19 protein-coding genes and 1 pseudogene are annotated in these 18,383 nt (G+C 65.7%); 10 read left to right on the top strand and 10 right to left on the bottom strand.

What is annotated here, in order from left to right; all coding sequences use genetic code 11:
• The first annotated feature begins 143 nt into the window (after positions 1–143).
• From VFQ64_RS15415 to VFQ64_RS15400, 4 genes are all read left to right on the top strand, one after another.
• Positions 144–3,545, top strand: a complete 3,402-nt coding sequence (locus VFQ64_RS15415) for a TonB-dependent receptor (protein ID WP_325104234.1) — start codon at positions 144–146, stop codon at positions 3,543–3,545.
• Between the two features lie 110 nt (positions 3,546–3,655).
• On the top strand, positions 3,656–4,768 hold the full coding sequence (locus tag VFQ64_RS15410; RefSeq protein ID WP_325104233.1) for a sensor histidine kinase: 1,113 nt from the start codon (positions 3,656–3,658) through the stop codon (positions 4,766–4,768).
• A 70-nt stretch (positions 4,769–4,838) separates the two neighbouring features.
• The gene (locus VFQ64_RS15405; protein WP_325104232.1) at positions 4,839–5,651 is read left to right on the top strand and encodes a LytTR family DNA-binding domain-containing protein; all 813 of its coding nucleotides are present in this window, start codon (positions 4,839–4,841) and stop codon (positions 5,649–5,651) included.
• A gap of 75 nt (positions 5,652–5,726) precedes the next feature.
• The gene (locus tag VFQ64_RS15400; RefSeq protein ID WP_325104231.1) at positions 5,727–5,861 is read left to right on the top strand and encodes a hypothetical protein; all 135 of its coding nucleotides are present in this window, start codon (positions 5,727–5,729) and stop codon (positions 5,859–5,861) included.
• Here VFQ64_RS15400 and VFQ64_RS15395 read toward each other — a convergent pair.
• Together VFQ64_RS15395 and VFQ64_RS15390 are read right to left on the bottom strand one after the other, a co-directional pair.
• Positions 5,858–6,133, bottom strand: coding sequence for a DUF3297 family protein (locus VFQ64_RS15395; RefSeq protein WP_325104230.1), 276 nt, complete (start codon positions 6,131–6,133; stop codon positions 5,858–5,860). The two genes, VFQ64_RS15400 and VFQ64_RS15395, sit on opposite strands and share 4 nt — an antisense overlap.
• A gap of 85 nt (positions 6,134–6,218) precedes the next feature.
• A complete protein-coding gene (locus VFQ64_RS15390) occupies positions 6,219–6,587 on the bottom strand; it encodes a hypothetical protein (protein WP_325104229.1) in 369 nt (122 codons plus the stop codon).
• 136 nt (positions 6,588–6,723) lie between these two features.
• Between VFQ64_RS15390 and VFQ64_RS15385 the strand changes: the two genes are divergently transcribed.
• Both VFQ64_RS15385 and VFQ64_RS15380 read left to right on the top strand, forming a co-directional pair.
• Positions 6,724–7,125 carry an EVE domain-containing protein gene (locus VFQ64_RS15385; RefSeq protein ID WP_325104228.1) on the top strand — a complete coding sequence of 134 codons (402 nt, stop codon included), beginning with the start codon at positions 6,724–6,726 and terminating at the stop codon, positions 7,123–7,125.
• An 89-nt stretch (positions 7,126–7,214) separates the two neighbouring features.
• On the top strand, positions 7,215–7,793 hold the full coding sequence (locus VFQ64_RS15380; protein WP_325104227.1) for a L,D-transpeptidase family protein: 579 nt from the start codon (positions 7,215–7,217) through the stop codon (positions 7,791–7,793).
• A gap of 40 nt (positions 7,794–7,833) precedes the next feature.
• On the opposite strand, the gene VFQ64_RS15375 is transcribed toward VFQ64_RS15380, so the two are convergent.
• The 7 genes and pseudogenes from VFQ64_RS15375 to VFQ64_RS15350 all read right to left on the bottom strand — a co-directional run bounded on the left by VFQ64_RS15375 (position 7,834) and on the right by VFQ64_RS15350 (position 14,388).
• Entirely contained in the window at positions 7,834–8,691 is an 858-nt protein-coding gene (locus tag VFQ64_RS15375) for a methyltransferase domain-containing protein (protein ID WP_325104226.1), read from the bottom strand.
• Between the two features lie 131 nt (positions 8,692–8,822).
• Complete coding sequence (locus VFQ64_RS15370) at positions 8,823–9,764, bottom strand: glycosyltransferase family 2 protein (protein WP_325104225.1); 942 nt, start codon at positions 9,762–9,764, stop codon at positions 8,823–8,825.
• Positions 9,765–9,780: 16 nt separating this feature from the next.
• Positions 9,781–10,581, bottom strand: coding sequence for a 2OG-Fe(II) oxygenase (locus VFQ64_RS15365; RefSeq protein WP_325104224.1), 801 nt, complete (start codon positions 10,579–10,581; stop codon positions 9,781–9,783).
• A 268-nt stretch (positions 10,582–10,849) separates the two neighbouring features.
• On the bottom strand, positions 10,850–11,917 hold the full coding sequence (locus VFQ64_RS15360) for a serine hydrolase domain-containing protein (RefSeq protein WP_325104223.1): 1,068 nt from the start codon (positions 11,915–11,917) through the stop codon (positions 10,850–10,852).
• Between the two features lie 8 nt (positions 11,918–11,925).
• Positions 11,926–13,749 carry a translational GTPase TypA gene (typA, locus tag VFQ64_RS15355; protein WP_325104222.1) on the bottom strand — a complete coding sequence of 608 codons (1,824 nt, stop codon included), beginning with the start codon at positions 13,747–13,749 and terminating at the stop codon, positions 11,926–11,928.
• A gap of 86 nt (positions 13,750–13,835) precedes the next feature.
• Positions 13,836–14,128: pseudogene (locus VFQ64_RS15630) on the bottom strand (type II toxin-antitoxin system RelE/ParE family toxin).
• Entirely contained in the window at positions 14,125–14,388 is a 264-nt protein-coding gene (locus tag VFQ64_RS15350; protein WP_325104221.1) for a hypothetical protein, read from the bottom strand. Before VFQ64_RS15350 ends, VFQ64_RS15630 begins: the two are co-directional and overlap by 4 nt.
• 169 nt (positions 14,389–14,557) lie before the next feature.
• Between VFQ64_RS15350 and VFQ64_RS15345 the strand changes: the two genes are divergently transcribed.
• Together VFQ64_RS15345 and VFQ64_RS15340 are read left to right on the top strand one after the other, a co-directional pair.
• Positions 14,558–15,772, top strand: coding sequence for a toxic anion resistance protein (locus VFQ64_RS15345; RefSeq protein WP_325104220.1), 1,215 nt, complete (start codon positions 14,558–14,560; stop codon positions 15,770–15,772).
• 6 nt (positions 15,773–15,778) lie between these two features.
• Positions 15,779–16,495 carry a hypothetical protein gene (locus VFQ64_RS15340; RefSeq protein ID WP_325104219.1) on the top strand — a complete coding sequence of 239 codons (717 nt, stop codon included), beginning with the start codon at positions 15,779–15,781 and terminating at the stop codon, positions 16,493–16,495.
• On the opposite strand, the gene VFQ64_RS15335 is transcribed toward VFQ64_RS15340, so the two are convergent.
• On the bottom strand, positions 16,492–16,941 hold the full coding sequence (locus tag VFQ64_RS15335) for a helix-turn-helix domain-containing protein (RefSeq protein WP_325104218.1): 450 nt from the start codon (positions 16,939–16,941) through the stop codon (positions 16,492–16,494). The two genes, VFQ64_RS15340 and VFQ64_RS15335, sit on opposite strands and share 4 nt — an antisense overlap.
• Positions 16,942–17,015: 74 nt before the next feature.
• On the opposite strand from VFQ64_RS15335, the gene VFQ64_RS15330 reads away from it, so the two are divergent.
• Both VFQ64_RS15330 and VFQ64_RS15325 read left to right on the top strand, forming a co-directional pair.
• Positions 17,016–17,759, top strand: a complete 744-nt coding sequence (locus VFQ64_RS15330; RefSeq protein ID WP_325104217.1) for an SDR family NAD(P)-dependent oxidoreductase — start codon at positions 17,016–17,018, stop codon at positions 17,757–17,759.
• 2 nt (positions 17,760–17,761) lie between these two features.
• Positions 17,762–18,364, top strand: coding sequence for a 2-hydroxychromene-2-carboxylate isomerase (locus tag VFQ64_RS15325; RefSeq protein WP_325104216.1), 603 nt, complete (start codon positions 17,762–17,764; stop codon positions 18,362–18,364).
• Positions 18,365–18,383 lie beyond the last annotated feature (19 nt).

Raw genomic sequence — 18,383 nt, 5'->3', positions numbered from 1 at the left:
GCAACGCAACATGGATTGAGTCGTGAGCAGGTGGTCAATCACCTAGCCGCTGTCACGGAGTCGCAATATTAGGCGGGCACGGGCGCGGCATTCGGTGAAGCGAACAGAGCCGCTCCAGCCAGAACTCCAAAGGGTGTAAATCCATGCGAAATCAGTTCCTTCTGGGTGCGGCCATCGCCGCGCTCGCGATTCCCGCTGCGGCGTCGGCCCAGGAGACGACGTCCACCATCCGCGGCACCGTTACGGCGAACGGCGCACCCGTAGCCGGTGCGACGGTGGTCGCCATTAACGTGCCGTCGGGCACCCGGTCGGAGACGACGACGGGCGGCGACGGGTCGTTCAATCTGCCCGGCCTGCGCGTCGGTGGTCCGTTCACCGTCGAGGTCACGAGCCCGTCCGGCAACAAGACCGTGACCGACATCTTCACGGTCGTTCAGCAGGCCTTCGACCTGCCGGTCGAGCTGGCCGCTGCCGAGGACGCGGGCTCGACTGCGGGTGAGATCGTCGTGACGGCCAACTCCATCCAGGGCGCCGGCACGACCTCCGACGGCCCGCAGACGGTGCTGACGCAGGAGGATGTACGCCGCGTCGCCTCTGTGAACCGCGACATCCGCGACATCGAGCGCCGCGATCCGCTCGCCAGCCTCGATCTGTCGAATACGCGCGCCGTCAGCTTCGCCGGCGTCAATCCACGCTTCAACCGCTTTACCATCAACGGCGTCCAGGTCGGCGATCAGTTCGGCCTGAACTCCGACGCGAACCCGACCGGCCGTGGGCCGGTGCCGTTCGACGCGATCGCACAGGTCTCGACCTCGTTCGCGCCCTATGACATCCGCCAGGGCAACTTCCAGGGCGTCGCCATTGACACCGTGCTGCTGTCGGGCACCAACACGTTCCACGGCACCGGCTTTTACTCGCAGAGCCGCGACGAGCTTCAGGGCAAGCGCATCGGCTCCAACACGCTGGTGCTGCCGGACTACAATTCCGAAACCTATGGCGCGACGCTGTCCGGCCCAATCATCGCCGACAAGCTGTTCTTCATGGTCTCGGCCGAGCGCAACACCGATCCGCGGCCGTTCACGCCGTCGACGGCCGCGCAGGTCACCGGCCTCAACCAAGGCGTCGTGGACGCGATCACCGGCATCGCGTCCAGCGTGTACAATTACGACACCGGCGGCATCCTGAGCATCAACAATCAGCGCGACGAGAAGATCGTGGGGCGGATCGACTGGAACATCGCCACCGGCCACCGCCTGTCGCTGTCGTACGTCAATGCCTATGAGTCGGCGCAGGTGTTGCAGAACACCAACGCCAACTCGACCACCACCCCTTCCCTAGGTCTCGAATCCAACGCTTATGAGCGCTCGGTGCTGGTGCGCGCGGGCATCGCGCAGCTGAATTCTGAGTGGACCGACAACTTCTCGACCGAAGCGCGTTTCCAGTACAAGTCGCAGCGCACCGGCCAGAACCCGCTGCGCGGCCGTGGCTTCGCCGAGTTCCGCGTGTGCACCGACGCGGCGTCGGTGGGTTCCCTGACCGCCTGCTCGACGGGCATCCCGATCGTCGCGTTCGGACCGGATATCAGCCGTCAGACCAACGAGCTGTTCAACGACACCTGGGGCGGCTCGCTGCAGGCGCGCTACGTCTCGGGCGGCCATGATGTGAAGGCGCTGTTCGAGGTCACCGCGAACCGTACCTTCAATTACTTCCTGCAGCGCACCAGCGGCGCCTATTACTTCGACTCGATCGCGGATTTCCGCAACCGGTCGGCGGCGAGCTTTGATTTCGCGAATGCGGTGTCGCTCAACCTTCCGGACGTGGCGGCGGACTTCCGGTACCAGCAGTACAGCTTCGGGCTTCAGGATACCTGGGACATTACCGACACGCTGCAGGTCAATCTGGGCGTTCGCTATGACGTGTTCGCGCAGCGGTCGCCGGTCGCGGCGAACAACGCCTTCTTCAACCGTTTCGGCTTCTTCAACACGCAGACCTACAAGGGTCTGGACAACTTCCAGCCGCGGTTCAGCTTCAACTGGCAGCCGCCGATCGATAACCTCCGCATCCGCGGCGGCGTCGGTGTGTTCGGCGGTGGCTCGCCGGACATCTATCTGTCGAACAGTTATTCCAACACCGGCGTGCTCTCCAACCGGCTGACCACGGTCCAGCGCGCCACCGGCGCGCCGGGTGCGGTTGCCGGCTCGCAAAATACCGCGACCTGCACTGCGCCCTACACCGGCGCCAACGCCGCGTTGTGCCAGGCGGCGTTGAACGGGGTGACCGGGACCAACATCCCGGCGGCGGCGAACACCTTCCTGTCGACCAACACCGCGTCGCTGCTGACCGCGCCCACAAACGCGCTGGCGCAGGACTTCCGCCTGCCTTCGGTGACCAAGGCGACGTTGTCGGCCGACTACAAGCTATTCGGCTTCAATCTCGGTGCCGACTATATCTTCAGCAAGACCAATGAGTCGGTGGCGTTCACCGATATCCGTTCGATCCGGATCGGCAGCCTGCCGGACGGTCGCCCGCGCTACAACGCGACGACGCTGTATAACGGTCAGATCGCGACCACCGGTCTGGGTACCGACACCAACCAGGACATCCTGCTGTACAACGACAGCCGCGGTCGCACCCATATCGGCGTGGTGCGCTTTCAGAAGGAGTTCGACTGGGGCCTGTACTTCGGTGGCAGCTATGCGCTGCAGGACGTGAAGGACGTCAGCCCGGCGACCTCGTCGACGGCCTCGTCCAACTATGCCAACGCCGCGATGGCGGATCCGAACTTCGCGACCTATGGCAAGTCGTCGGATGAAACGACCTGGGCGTTCAAGTACAATATCGGCTTCGACCACGCATTCTTCGGCGACTACAAGACCACGATCTCGCTGTTCGGCGAGACCCGATCGGGCCGACGGTACAGCTTCACCATGCAGGATCCGGGCGGCAACCGTTCGCCGGTCTTCGGTACCGTGACCAACATCGGCACCAACGGCAACACCCGCTTCCTGATGTATGTGCCGACCGGCACGACCGATCCGCTTGTCTCCTACGACTCGGCGGCGACGCAGGCGGCGGTCGACGGGCTGATCGAGCGGACCAACCTGAAGAAGTACCGTGGCGGCATCGCGGCCAAGAACATCGCCCGCAACCGCGCTTTCACCCGCATCGACCTTCACCTGGAGCAGGAGTTGCCTGCATTCATCGGCAACAGCCGCGTTTCGGTGTTCGCGGACATCGAGAACCTGCCCAATCTGCTCAACAGCAACTGGGGCGGGCTGCGTCAGCTCGGCTTCCCCTATCAGTCGGCGGTTGTGCAGGTGCAGTGCCTGAGCGCCCCCGTCGCGACGGGTACGGGCGTGGTCAACATCGGCACGACGGCGGCAAACAACCCGACCGGCCTGCCAGCGGTAGCCAACACCAACTCCACCCAGGCTTGCGCGCAGTATCGCTACTCTTCATTCCGTGATCCGGCGGTGGCTGAAATCAGCCCGAGCATTTCGAATTCGCTCTACCTGATCCGCGTCGGCGCGCGCTTCTCCTTCTAAAGGGCCGCGCCCGAAGGGGTCTGATCGGGCTGCCGCTCTGACCGGAGCGGCGGCCCTTCTTGTGTCCGGCACCCTTCCGCCATGCGCACCTCGCCCTTATACACCGCGCCGTGGCCACCCTTGCCCCCATCCGCCCGCGCACAGCGCTCAACGTCCGGCCGTTCTTCGAGGACAAGAGCCGCGCGTTCTGGACGCTGCAGGCGGTCGGCTGGGGCGGGTATCTGATCGTCCGCGAGGCGGCGTCGATCTCGGGTGGGCCGTCGATCGAGGTCGTCATCCCGGTGCTGATCGAGGCGATCCTGGGCTATTGCATCACGCTGCTGCTCTCCACGCTGTACGGCTATTACCGCCGCCTGCCGCGGGTCGCGGGCATCTCGCTGACGGTGGCGACGCTGGTCGGCGCGACCCTGCTCTACGCCTTTCTGGTCGCCTTCGCCTTTTCGTTCATCAGCATGAAGGGCTATGGCGTCAGCCTGGCGTCGTTCCTCAGCGCCTTCTACATCTGCTTCACCGTACTGGCCGGCTGGTCCGCGCTGTATTTCGGCATCAACTTCTACATTCTGGTCGAGGAGCAGATCGACCAGATGCGCGACCTGGAATTGCAGGCGAGCTCGGCGCAGTTGGCGATGCTACGCTATCAGCTCAACCCGCATTTCCTGTTCAACACCCTCAACTCGATCTCGACGCTGGTGCTGCTGAAGCAGACGGAGCGAGCCAACGCGATGCTGTCCCGGCTCAGCTCGTTCCTGCGCTACACGCTCGCCAATGAGCCGACCGCGCATGTGACGGTCGCCCAGGAGGTCGAGACGCTGAAGCTGTATCTCGAGATCGAGAAGATGCGGTTCGAGGCCAGGCTGCGACCGCAGTTCGACATTGATCCCGCCGCCGAGCGCGCCCGCCTGCCCTCGCTGCTGCTGCAGCCGCTGGTCGAGAACGCGATCAAGTACGCGGTCAGCCCGCTCGAGGAGGGCGCGGACATTCGTGTCGAGGTGCGGCTCGCCGGAGAACGCGTGCGGATCACCGTATCCGACACCGGCCCGGGGTTGCGCGACGGCGCGCCGCCGCCCAGCCTTTCCACCGGGGTCGGGCTGACCAACATCCGCGAGCGGCTGGCGCAGGCCTATGGTCCCGACCAGCGGCTGACCACGCACTCGACGCCGGCGGGCGGATTCTCGGTCTCGATCGAGATTCCGTACCAGCTGGAGGACAGGGAGGCCGCATGACCAAGCTGCAAGGCGCCGTTCACTTGGGCGCCGTTACATCGCCGACCTGCCCGCAACCAGACGAGGCCGCATGACCATCCGCACCATTCTCGTCGACGACGAGCCGCTTGCCATCCAGGGGCTGGAGCTCCGCCTGCAAGCCTTCGACGACATCGCGATCATCGACAAATGCATCAACGGGCGCGAAGCGATCCGCGCGATCAAGACCCATAAGCCCGACCTCGTCTTCCTCGACATTCAAATGCCGGGCTTCGACGGCTTCTCGGTCGTACAGGGGCTGATGGAGGTCGAGCCGCCGCTGTTCGTCTTCGTCACCGCCTATTCCGACCATGCCCTGCGCGCGTTCGAGGCGCAGGCGGTCGATTACCTGATGAAGCCGGTGGATGAGGCGCGGCTGGCGGACACGCTCGACCGCGTCCGGCTGCGACTGAACGAGAAGCAGAGCGTCGGTGAGGCGGAGAAGCTGAAGGAGGCGCTTGCCGAACATGCCCCCGACGCCGCCGCCGATCTGGCGGGCGAGGGCATGGCCGGGGGGGGCGAGGTGTCGTCGAACCGTTTCGAGAAGCTCATCAACATCAAGGACCAGGGTCAGATCTTCCGCGTCGACGTCGACACGATCGAGCTGATCGAAGCGGCGGGCGACTATATGGTTATCAAGACCGGCGACAACAGCCTCGTGCTGCGCGAGACGATGAAGGATCTGGAAAAGCGCCTCGACCCGCGCCGGTTTCAGCGGGTCCACCGCTCTACCATCGTCAATCTCGACCTGGTCAAGCAGGTCAAGCCACATACCAACGGCGAATGCTTCCTGGTCCTGAACTCGGGCGGCACCGTGAAGGTCAGCCGCTCCTACCGCGACGTGGTGGCGCGCTTCGTCCACTAACCGCATTTGTAAGTAGTGGCGGCGTCCGCACGGGCCTAGTCCCATCCGGCCGGGTGGGACCGGCAGGGGACGATCATGAGAACCATCCGCATCGCGACGGTGAGCTTCGGCCTCACCGCCGCCGCCATCGCGCTTGCTGCCGGGACGCTGGCGAACAGCGGCTCGGATCAGGTCAAGGCCGGCAGGATCGTGTTCTCGACGCCGGCCTAAGCGTCGGTCTCGACCTCGTCCTCCGCGCCCGCGGCCGGGCGCTCGAACCACGCTTCCACCGGTCCGCTCAGCTTGAGCGTCAGCGGGCGGCCGTGACGATCGACCTTCTTGCCCAGTGCGACGCGGATCCAGCCATCGGGCAGGCTGTACTCCTCGACGTCGTGACGCTGCGCGCCCTTGAAGCGGATGCCGATGCCGCGCTCCAGCGCCGCCTGATCGAAGTGGGGCGAGCGCGGGTCGGATGAAAGCCGGTCTGGAGGGGTGTCGGTCATCCCCATCCCTTAGCCAGAGCACCCGTGCTCAGGCCACAAAAAAGCGGCACGCGGTCTCCCGCGCGCCGCTCCTTGATCATCCGGTTCAGTTACAGATGCGGACGCGGACGCGACGGCCGTAGTAGGGGTCGTAGCGACGCTCGGTCCAGCAACGCGGCCGATAGCTCTGGCGGTAGTTGTACGCGTAGGGCTGCTGATAATGGTAGGCGCGCGGCGCGTTGTAGTAGCCGCGATCATAGGCGTAGCCCCGGTCGTAATAGCGGTCGCGGTTGCCCGACGCGATCGCCGCGCCCAGGCCCAGACCGACGATGCCGCCGATGATCGCGCCCGCCGCAGCGTCACCGTTGCCGCGATGATGCCGCCGGTAGTATTGCGCTTCCGCCGGGGCCACCGCCACCAGCGTGCTCGCGGCCAACGCGCCGCCCAGAACCGTCTTCGTGATCAATCCAGTCATGGCAGACCTCCTACTCGATACGCTAGGGTCTCCGATGCCGTCGAACAAACGACGCCGCGACCTTGCCTGGACTTCTACTCGAGTCGCGCTGAACCGGCCCGGAACACGTTGTTAAGCCACGGTTTAGGAGAATGCGTTGGGATATTGGCTGCTCAAGAGCGAGCCCGCCTCCTATGGCTGGGCGGACCTGTGCCGTGACGGAGGGACGGAATGGGACGGCGTCCGCAACGCCGCCGCCGCGGGGCACCTCAGGCGCATGGTGGAGGGTGACACGGTGCTGATCTACCACAGCGGCGCCGACAAGGCTGCGGTCGGCATCGCCCGCGTGTCGCGCACCGCCCGGGAGGATGGCGGCGATGTACGCTGGGTCTCGGTTCGGATCGAGCCGGACCGCCCCCTCCCCCGCCCGGTCACGCTGGCGGCGATGAAGGCGGAACCGGCGCTCGAAGGAATGGCGATGCTTCGGCAGTCGCCACTGTCGGTGTCGCCGGTGAGCGAGACGGAATGGAGAGCGATCCTGAAGCTCGCCGACGGCTGATCGGTTAAGCACGGCTTCGGGTGTCCCGCTGAAGGACACCCCCGGTCGGCCACTGGCGCACGGCCACGGACGCAGGCACAATCAAGCGCATGGCGGGTATCTCCTTCTGGTCGGCGGCGGCGGCGCTGGCTGCTTTGGTTATCGTCCCCGCGCACGCGCCTACCGCAAAGACGATCCGCCCCGCGCCGAGAGCTCAACCCGCACCCGAGGCGCTGATCGTCAGGCGGGTGCTGCCGATCGGACCGATCAAGTTCGGCGCGCATCACTGGGACGAGGCGGGCGCACCCTCAACGGGGCAGGTGGTCATCACCGTCGACCTCGCGGCGCAGGTGCTGTCGGTGTTCCGCGACGGCTATGAGATCGGCGCGGCGGCGATCCTCTACGGCGACGACGAGAAGCCGACGCCGCTCGGGCGCTTTCCGATCACCCAGAAGGACGCCGATCACGTCTCCAATCTCTACGGCGCGCCGATGCCGTACATGTTGCGCATGACCAATGACGGCATCTCGGTTCACGGCACGAGCGTGGAGTGGGGCTATGCGACGCATGGCTGTATCGGTGTGCCCGTTCCGTTCGCGAAGAAGCTGTTCGGCGCGGTGAAGCTGGGCGACGTGGTGATCGTGACGCGTGGCAAGGCGCTGGCACTGGGGCAGCCGATCACCGCCTGAGCGCCCGCACGGCCAGGCGGGCGGGCGCCGACCCTTCTTCTCAGGGGCGCTCGGCCACGACGATATCCTGGAAGGTGACCCCATCCTTCCGCCCGCTCCAGCTCCCGAACCGGATCGGCTCGAGGAGCCGAAGCCCGGCCTCGGCATAGAGAGCCCGCACCGTTTCGAGCGGGAAAGCGATCGCCTCCTCCGGCACGTCGCGATTGGCGACGAACCCTGCGCCTTGCGGATGAACCACATTCTGGGCGGCCCGGCCGCCGGCGACGTTCGCCTTGGCCTCGTCGTCCAGAACGAGCCAAGTGATGAAGGAGCGGCCGCCAGGCTTCGTCACGCGGGCGATTTCTGCCAGGTAGTTCTTGATGTCCTCGTCCAGCATGTGGGTGAACACGGAGGTAAGGAAGACGAAATCGAACGTCGCGTCCGGATACGGGAAGTCGAAGTCCTTGCCCTGCAGCTTGCCTTGCGGATTATACTCCTTGCTGAAAACATCGACATGCCGGAATTGAAAGTTGGGATACCGGGAACTGATGTTCTTCTGACACCATTGCACACCGCTGCGGACGATATCGAAACCCTCCAGGCGCCCTCCCCCTGTGAGGTAGGTGGTCAGCGGCACCGCCATGCGGCCGATGCCGCTGCCCACGTCCAGCACCGCGTCGGACGGCTTGAGACCCCCGATTTCGATGAACAGCTTCCTGAACTCCGCACCGGCTGCATCGAAGTCGCCACTGCCGACGAAACTGGCACGGCGCGGGGGGCGAAGGCCGTCATTTCGACCGCTGATCCGGTCGTACCCATCGAGCAGAGAGGCCTTGCCGAACGAGGCTGTCCGCCAGACCAGTCGCGGCGTCAGTTTCGCAGCGTGGTCTTCAACATCGGTCCTTTCAGCGCGGAACATCGGGCCGTTGGGCCCAGGTTGCCTCCGATAGCCGCACTCACGCCAGCGTTGAAGTGCGTCGCGCATGAGAAGCTGGGCGGGGTGCGCGCAATCCTACGCCGCGAGGCCCATCACGCCGGCGGGGCGGGTCGTCACGGCCTGCCGCGCCGCGCCGCGCGTAGGATGGCGGGCAGGTCGCGGTACAATCGACCATAGGCGCCCAGCGTTTCGTGCACCTCGCGCATCGACCGTCGCATAACGGCACGGCCCAGCCGGAGCCCCGGTTCGGCCAGCAACGTCGCCGCGGTCACCGCAACGGCCGAGGCGAACGAGAAGTGCTTGAAGCCGTACAGGACACGGCTGCGCAATGCATAGAAGAGTCGTTTGGCCTTGACCTGGTCCGACGTTCCGCCTCCTCTGTGGAACGCCCGCGCCTCGGCCAGATAATGAACACGCCACCCGGCGTCCTGGACCCTGGCCGAAAGGTCGACATCTTCCAGATAGACGAAGAATCGTTCGTCGAACCCGCCAAGGCTGCGGAACAGCTCCGTTCTGATCAGGTAGAACGCGCCGATCACATGATCCACCTCGCGGCTGTGCAGGTGGTCGAAACGCACCGCCCGTTGCGCGTGCGTGAACATCGTGCGGGGCGATGCGCGGTCGGTGCTATGATGATGGACGTCCCCGTCCTCGTCGATCAGCTGGATCCCGAGTACGCCAATGTCGTCGGCCTCGGGTGTAGCCATGAAGGCCACGGCCCGCGACAGTGCGTCCGGCAGCACGGCCGCATCCGGATTGAGGAACAGCAGCAGCGGGGCCGCAGCGTCCGCGGCGCCGAGGTTGCATGCGCGGCCGAAGCCGAGGTTCTCGCCCGCTCTGATGATCCTCAAGGAAAGGCCCGGAACCTCGAAATCGGCTGACCCATCGGTAGACCCGTTATCGACCACGACCACGGAGCGTATCAGTCCGTCACCAAAGCGCGCCAAGGATTGGAGGCAGGTTGCCAGCTGATCGCCGGCGTTCCAGTTGACGATCACCACATCGACCGCCTGTCCATGGGCGGCGGGAGAGTTGTCCTGGCCGGCCGCCGCCATAGTACCGGTCATTCGCTCAGATACGCAGGAAACGTCGGGCCAGGTATCCCAACCGCGCCTTCAACGAACCTTGTTTCAAGCTGATGTCGTGCTTGTCTCGCGGCAGGTAGCGCGTGGTGGTCGCACGGCCCCGGATACGCTCCGCCTCGGGCTTGCCATGTGAATAGTAATACATGGCGATGCTGGTCCGCGGATAGTTGTCGGGGAACATCAGCGGGTCGGGATGGCCGTGCAGCGTCAGATCGTTGGTGTTGAAGATCACCAGGCGATTGAAGATCGGCTCGACCGAGACCGGATCCCGCAGCTCCAGGTCGGAAAGGACCAGTTCGCCGCGATAGGCTGGCTGCCAATCCTTGTTCAGGTAGAGCAGGATGTTGATCCGCCGATCGGCCTGCAACCTGTCGTGCCAATTAAAGTCCGTGTGCATCTTCAGGAACCCCGTCCGGCGGGTCATGTGGATGCCCCCACCCTCCAGCTCGGGATCGCCGAACAGGTCGGCGATGCCGACGATCTCCCCAAGTCTGGCGATGAATTCATCGGAGTTGAAGTAGGAGATCAAACGGTGGGTCTGCGGACCGAACGCAGCCCAGTCGGTGCACGCGACCTTCAGCGACTGGGTGATCCCGTTGCTGGCGTCCTTGTTGGCGGCCGTGAGACGCGCCTCCTCATGCACCTGATCGGCGAACTGGCCGTCGAGGAAGTCGTCAATGATCAGATGCGGGTACGGAGTCGCGGCCTGATAGGCGGCGCGAAGGCGTTCAGGCTCGGCAAGAGCATCCCGACGGAGCATCTCCTCGCTCCGAACCAACGTCGCCATCGCTCGCTCCTGTGTCTCGATCCGACCGCCGCATAGTCGGTGTGCGGCTCTGGTTACAATCTAGAACGCCAGCCAAGCCCTTCTGCGAGCCAGCAGTTTCGTCAGTCACGCTCACAAGGGAATGCCCGATTGGGCATTGCCACGCGCCTATCCGCGCGCCCGTGCCGCTCGCAAGCTGCCGTGCGCCGCAGCCAGGCTGGTGTAACGTGATGATCGTGTTGCGCGGCAAGGCGGCACGACCGGCCAGCCGATAGCACGGCGAGGCAGCTCAGCGACGCTCTCGTTGTTTCGGCAGATAACCGGCCACGGTGGAGCAGATCGCGGGATCGCGGTTGGCGAGCACCACGATCGTCTCTCCTGCGCGTGGGTAGCGGCGCAGCTCCGCGCATGTCCCGGCGCCGCCGCCCGCCTGTCCCCAGTATTCGCCTGTGCCCAGGCCGAGTCCGCCCGCCGGCGCTGCGGCGACGGCCTGGGCCAGCAGCGGCTTGGGGATCAGCTTCCCCTCGTCCAGCGCGGTCGCGAAACGCAGCAGGTCGCGCGCGGTGCCGACCTGCCAGCCGGCGGCGAAGCCGGCGAGCGGCTGTGCGACACAGTTGCGCTGACGCTGCCCGGCAAGCGTGACATAGCCGACCGCCAGATCGGTCGCGCCGGTGCCGCAGGGCGTGTGGTCGGTCCGGGTCATGCCCGCCGCCGCGAAGACGTTGCGGGCGAGGTACGCCTCGAATTGCTCGCCCGAGAGCACCTCCACCATGCGGCCGAGCACCACATAGCCAAAATCGCTAGGTTGCTGCTGCGAGCCCGGCTTGAACGCAGGCCCGCGCGCGCCGAACGCGGCGACCATCTCGGCCGCCGTGCGATAGCGTCCGCGGTTGACCGCGTTCTCCACGCCGAACAGCGCGATGTCACCGGCGCCGGCTCGATCGGCGAGCAACTGCCGCACGGTGACGTTGCGGAATTTGCGGTTGGGATAGTCCTTCAGGACCTGCCCGACCTTGGTGTCCAGCTTCAGCTTGCCCGCTGCTACCTGCTGCAGCACCGCCACCGCCGTGAACATCCTGCCGGCCGAACCCAGGTTGAAGCGGGTATCGGTGGTCAGCAGGTCCGGCGCGCGCGCGGGGCTGCGCTCGTCCCGCTTGCCGTACGCCTTCTCGAACACGACGCGCCCGCCCTGCGCGACCAGCACCACCCCCGAAAACCGGTCGCCGAGCGTCACTCCGGTAAGGAAGCCGTCCAATTCGCCCAACGCAATCGGATCGACCGTCGGCGCATCCTGCGCGGAGGCCGGAGCGGCGAACGCCAGCAGGGCGGTCGCGCACAGCTTTCGCGCGATGTTCACGCCATGCCTCATGCCGCTTGCTTCTGTCGCCCCGCGCGCTTGCGCTCGTGGGGATCGAGGTAGCGTTTGCGCAGGCGGATCGACTTGGGCGTCACCTCGACCATCTCGTCGTCGTCGATATAGGCGATCGCCTGCTCCAGCGTCAGCCGGCGCGGCGGGGTCAGCCGGATCGCATCGTCCTTGCCACCCGAGGCGCGAAAATTGGTGAGCTGCTTGGCCTTCATCGGATTGACTTCGAGATCATCGGTCTTGGCGTTCTCGCCAATGATGATGCCCTCGTACAAGGGGTCGCCCGGCGCCACCATCAGGATGCCGCGCTCCTCCAGGAAGCCGAGCGCATAGGCATTGGCCTCGCCGGTGCCGTTGGAGATCAGGACGCCGTTCTTGCGGCCTTCGATATTGCCCTTGTGCGGCCCGTATTTCTCGAACAGCCGGTTCATGATGCCGGTGCCGCGGGTGTCGGACAGGAACTCGCCATGGTAGCCGATCATCCCGCGCGAGGGCGCGGAGAAGGTGATCCGCGTCTTGCCGCCGCCCGACGGCCGCATGTCGGTCAGCTCGGCCTTGCGGATTGCCATCTTCTCGACGACCGTTCCGGAATACTCGTCGTCGACGTCGATGATGACGGTCTCGTACGGCTCGGTGCGCTTGCCCTGCTCGTCCTCGCCGAACAGCACGCGCGGCCGGCTGATGCCGAGCTCGAAGCCTTCGCGGCGCATCGTCTCGATCAGCACACCCAGCTGCAACTCGCCGCGGCCCGCGACCTCATAGCTGTCGCGATCGGCGGCCTCGGTCACCTTGATTGCGACGTTGGATTCCGCCTCGCGGAAAAGGCGGTCACGGATCATCCGGCTGGTGACCTTCGACCCCTCACGCCCCGCCATCGGCGAATCGTTGACGGCAAAGCGCATCGACAGCGTCGGCGGGTCAATCGGTTGCGCATGCAGCGGCTCGGTGACGCTCGGGTCGCAGATCGTGTTCGACACGGTGGTGGTGGTCAGCCCGGCGATCGAGATGATGTCGCCGGCATTGGCCTCATCGACCGGCACGCGCTCCAGCCCCCGGAACGACATGATCTTGGACGCGCGGCCGGTCTCGACGATGTTGCCGTCGTTGTCGAGCGCGTGGATCGGCATGTTGGTCTTGACCGAACCGGAGAAGACCAGGCCGGTCAGGATGCGGCCGAGAAAGTTGTCGCGGTCGAGCAGCGTCACCAGGAACTTGAACGGTCCGGCCGGGTCGGCGGACGGCGGCGGCACATGGTCGACGATCTTCTGGAACAGCGGCGTCAACGTGCCCTCGCGGACGTCCGCGTCCTCGCTGGCATAGCCGTTGCGGCCGCTCGCGAAGAGCACCGGGAAGTCGAGCTGGTCGTCCGTCGCCTCCAGGCTGACGAACAGGTCGAACACCTCGTCCAGCACCTCCTGGATGCGCGCGTCGGAGCGGTCGACCTTGTTGACGACGACGATCGGGCGCAGACCCAGCGCCAGTGCCTTGCCGGTGACGAACTTGGTCTGCGGCATCGCCCCTTCCGCCGAGTCGACCAACAGGATGACGCCGTCGACCATCGACAGGATGCGCTCCACCTCGCCGCCGAAATCGGCGTGGCCGGGCGTGTCGACGATGTTGATCCGCGTCCCCTGCCACTCGACCGAGGTGCATTTCGCCAGGATCGTGATTCCGCGCTCCTTCTCCAGGTCGTTGGAATCCATCGCGCGCTCTTCGATGCGCTGATTGTCGCGGAAGGTGCCTGACTGGCGGAACAGCTGGTCGACGAGCGTGGTCTTGCCGTGATCGACGTGGGCGATGATCGCCACGTTGCGGAGGTTCATTGCGTATCCTGATTGCTTGGCATGGAGCGCGGGCGCCCCGGGTCGCCGTCGCGCATAGCCGAATTGCTGCGTTGCGGGAAGGGTGGCTAGCCGAAGTCGACGGCGGAGAGATCGCGGGCGCCGTGGAGGACGCGGATGAGGTCGATCCCGGTGTCGGCCGGACGATAGAAGATCAGGTAGTGCCAACGGTGATGCTGCGAAGGTTTGGCGCGAGCTCGAAACGAGGGCTTCCGATCCCGGAAGTTTCCGCGAGGAGGTCCAGTTTTGTCTCGATCCGCGTCAACAATGCGTCGGCAGCGTCATCATTGTGCGCCGCAACGTAGGCCCAGAGCTCCACCAGGTCGCGCTTCGCAAGCGGCGAGCGGGTGACCCGGCTCAGCGGCGCGCCTCCCAGGCTGCACGTGCTTCCCGCCTGATCGCGTCCATGTCCAGCGGCTCGCTCGGCCCGCTTTCGAGCCCCTCCTGGATCAACGCGCGTAGCCTTGAGAGCGGCAGCCCCGTCTCCACGTCGATCCGATCGCCGGGCTCCAGGATGACCCGGTCACCCTCGCGACTGATCCGTACATCGTCGGTATCGAAGCGATAGCCGTCCGGCAGCGCGACGGACTGGCCGTCGGCGGAGCGGACGATCTTCACCATCTCGTTTATCGGCAACCTCCTGCAAGTCCGCCCATCTACGCTCGAAGGCTGCGAATGTCATGGCGGGAGTTGCGGGGAGCATTCATGCGTCTTAGCTACGCAACACACTTTGCGATCGGCGCGCTTCGCCCTAAGGTTCGTCGATCCGAATGCTGGAGCTGCACACGAGATGGCGACCACCACCACCGACACGCTGACCGCTGAACCGACGCTGACGCTGACCCCGCCCGATCCGGTGCCGGTGGTGCAGGCCACCAAGGCCGCCGGGCTGGTGCCGGTCTCGGCCGACGCCAAGTCGAAGCTCGACGAGCGGGTCGACACCTTCATCGCCGAGCTGATCGCGCAGGACGTCAACTCGCCCGAGTTCGGGCGCCGTGTCGACGCCATCACCGGCATGGGGCAAAAGGAGATTCGCGACGCGGCGGGTCAGTCCAATCGCTTCCTCGACCGGCCGATCCGAGCGATGGATCAGGAGAATGGCGTCGGCAAGGATCTGGCCCAGCTGCGCCGCGTGGTGGAAGATCTCGACCCGGGCAAGAAGGGCAACCTGACCGCGCCCCAGAAGCTGTTCGGGATCATCCCGTTCGGCAACAAGATGCGCAACTATTTCGACAGCTACAAGTCGAGCCAGACGCACATCAGCTCGATCCTGAAGAGCCTCGCCAGCGGCAAGGACGAGCTGCTGATGGACAACGCCGCGATCGACACCGAACGCGCCAACCTGTGGGCGGCGATGGGCAAGCTGGAGCAGATGATCCACCTGTCCAAGACGATGGACCAGGGGCTGGAGGACAAGGCCAACGAGCTCGACCATACGGACCCGGCCAAGGCCAAGGCGATCCGCGAGACGGCGCTGTTCTACACCCGTCAGCGTACCCAGGACCTGCTAACGCAGATGGCGGTGACGGTGCAGGGCTATCTGGCGCTCGACCTGGTCAAGAAGAACAATGTAGAGCTGGTGAAGGGCGTCGACCGCGCGTCGACCACCACCGTCTCGGCGCTCCGCACTGCCGTCACCGTCGCGTCGGCGCTGACCAACCAGAAGCTGGTGCTGGAGCAGATCACGCAGCTCAATACGACGACCGCGAACATCATCGATTCGACCGGCAAGCTGTTGAAGGACAACACTGCGCGCATCCACGAACAGGCGGCCTCGGCGACCATTCCGCTGGAGACGCTGCAGCGCGCCTTCCAGAACATCTATGACACGATGGATGCGATCGACACCTTCAAGCTGAAGGCGCTCGACTCGATGAAGACAACGGTGACCGCGCTCGGCAACGAGGTGGAGAAATCGAAGGGCTATATCGCCCGCGCCGAAGGTGCCGCGCAGGGCAAGGTCGGCGGGCCGAGCCCGGCACAGTTCCAGCTTGAGGCGTTGTAGGCGCGCATGAGCGACGTCGACGACCAGATCGCCCGCGCGCGCGCGTCGATGGAGCGGATCTCCGCCGAATATGGCGACCAGATCCGCCACACCCGCCGCCGCGTCCGGCGCAAAGCGACGGGCGTCGGCAAACGGCTGGCGCTGATCGCGGCGGTCGATGCCGCCATCCTGATCGCCGCCGCCATATTAGGTGCGGTGATCGGCGGGCTTGGGCTGTTCGGCGCGCTGGGCGTATTCATGCTGCTCATCGCGGCGACGCTGCTGATCGCGATGGCCCCCGCCGCTCGGCCCGTCACGGAGGAGAAGTTGAAGCAGGTCGAGCTGACGGCGCTGCCTCGCCAGACCGAACGCTGGCTGGAGGCGCAGCGCCTGGCCCTGCCGGCCCCAGCGGTGCGGCTGGTCGATTCGATCAGCCAGCGGCTGGAGACGCTGCAGCCCCAGCTCGCGCGCGTCGACGACAACACCGACGCGGCGTTCGAGGTGAGGAAGCTGGTCGGAGAGCAGCTGCCCGCCTTCATCAAGGATTACGAGCGCGTCCCCGCCAACCTGCGCGGTGTGGACCGCAACGGCCGCAGCCCCGACCGCGAACTGGTCGACGGGCTAAAGCTGATCGAGCAGGAGATCGGCGACATGACACAGCGGCTGGCGGCGAGCGACCTCGACCAGCTGCAGACCCGCGGGCGCTACCTAGAGCTGAAATACCGCGACGAGAGCAAGGGCTAGCTGGGGACACCCGGCCGCGCTTCCACCGCCCGCGCGTCCACCGGCTCGCCGCAGACGGAGCAGGTGAGCACGGAGCGAAAGTCGTGGCCGCATACCGTGTGGCGGTGAAGCACGGGCGGCCCTGTCGCGCCCGCATAATGCGCGTCGCCCCAATGGACCAGCGACAGCACCACCGGGTGTAACGCCAGACCTTTTTCGGTCAGCCGATACTCGTGCCGTATGGGCCGCTCTTGATACACCACCTTCTCCATCACGCCATCTGCGACCAGCCCGCCGAGGCGTTGTGCCAGCACACGACGGGCGATGCCCAGCCGGCGCTGGAAATCATCAAAGCGACGTACCTTCAGGAATGCCTCGCGCAACACCAGCAGCGTCCAGCGATCGCCGACCACCGCCAGCGCGCGCGCCAACGAACAGGGCTCGGTTTCCAGCTCTCGCCATTGCATCGTCCGATCCTGCCGTTGACTCGGTTCCAAATCAAGATGTAGTCCGTCTCTTTTGGGAACTTAAGGACGGCTGCATGATGGAACGGCAGGCAAGTGTCGCGATTGTGGGCGCAGGGGATTTCATCGGCGCAGCGATCGCGCGCCGCTTCGCGGCGGAGGGGTATCGGGTGCATGGCGGCCGTCGGCAGGGCGAGAAGCTTGAGGCTCTGCAAGCGGAGATCACTTCGCGCGGCGAGCGCTTCCAGGGTCACTCGCTCGATGCCCGACGCGAGGACGCGATCACCGCCTTTCTCGACGCCGCCGACGCGGACGCACCGCTGGAGGTGTGCATCTTCAACATCGGGGCCAACGTCCAAGTCCCGCTGCTCGACACCAGCGAACGCGTCTTCCGCAAGGTGTGGGAGATGGCCTGCTATGCCGGTTTCCTGACCGGGCGCGAAGCGGCGCGGCGGTTGCTCCCGCATGGACGGGGCTCGATCTTCTTCACCGGCGCCACTGCGTCGCTTCGCGGCGGCAAGGGCTATGCCGCGTTTGCCGCCGCAAAGGCGGGGCTGCGCGCACTCTCGCAGTCGATGGCCCGCGAGCTGCACCCGCAGAACATCCACGTCGCGCATCTGGTGATCGACGCCGGGGTCGATACCGCCTGGGTTCGCCAGCGGATCGCCGAGCGCGACGGCCAGGCCGCGGTCGACGCGATGGCCCCGGACCGGCTGATGAACCCGGCCTCGATCGCCGAAGCCTATTGGCAGCTGCACCGCCAGCCGCGTGACGCCTGGACCCACGAGTTGGACCTGCGTCCGTTCGGGGAAAGCTGGTGAGCATGGCCCCCGTCTTCCTGTTCGACTTTGGCAGCCCGAACGCCTGGTTCGCGCACCGACTCATCCCCGACATCGAGGCGCGCACGGGCGCCCGGTTCGTCTATCGTCCAGTCCTGCTCGGCGGCCTGTTCAAGCTGAGCGGCAACCAGGCGCCGATGATTGCCTTTGCGGGTGTGCCGAACAAGCTGGCCTATGAGCGCCGCGAGACCGAGCGCTTCGTCGCACGGCACGGATTGACCCAGTTCCGCATGAACCCGCATTTTCCGGTCAATACGCTGATGTTGATGCGCGCGGCGGTGGCTGCCGAGCTGGCGGGGCTCGGCGCACAGTATAACGAGGCGATGTTCCGTTACATGTGGGAGGAGCCGCGTAAGCTCGACGATTTGGCGGTGCTGGCGGCCACCATGGCGGAGGTCGGCCTCGATGCGGAGCAACTGCTCACCGCCGCGCAGACCCCGGCCGTGAAGGCGCGGCTGGCCGCCAACACGCAGGCGGCGCACGACGCCGGCGCGTTCGGCATCCCGTCCTTTCTGTTCGGGGACGAACTGTACTTCGGCAAGGAGCGGCTGCGCGATGTCGAGGAAGCGCTGACGCACCAACCATGACGGTGGCTTAGGTCCAGCG

The organism is Sphingomonas sp. (assembly GCF_035714405.1).
Taxonomy (GTDB): Bacteria; Pseudomonadota; Alphaproteobacteria; order Sphingomonadales; family Sphingomonadaceae; genus Sphingomonas.
This window is presented reverse-complemented; position numbering and strand designations above follow the sequence as displayed.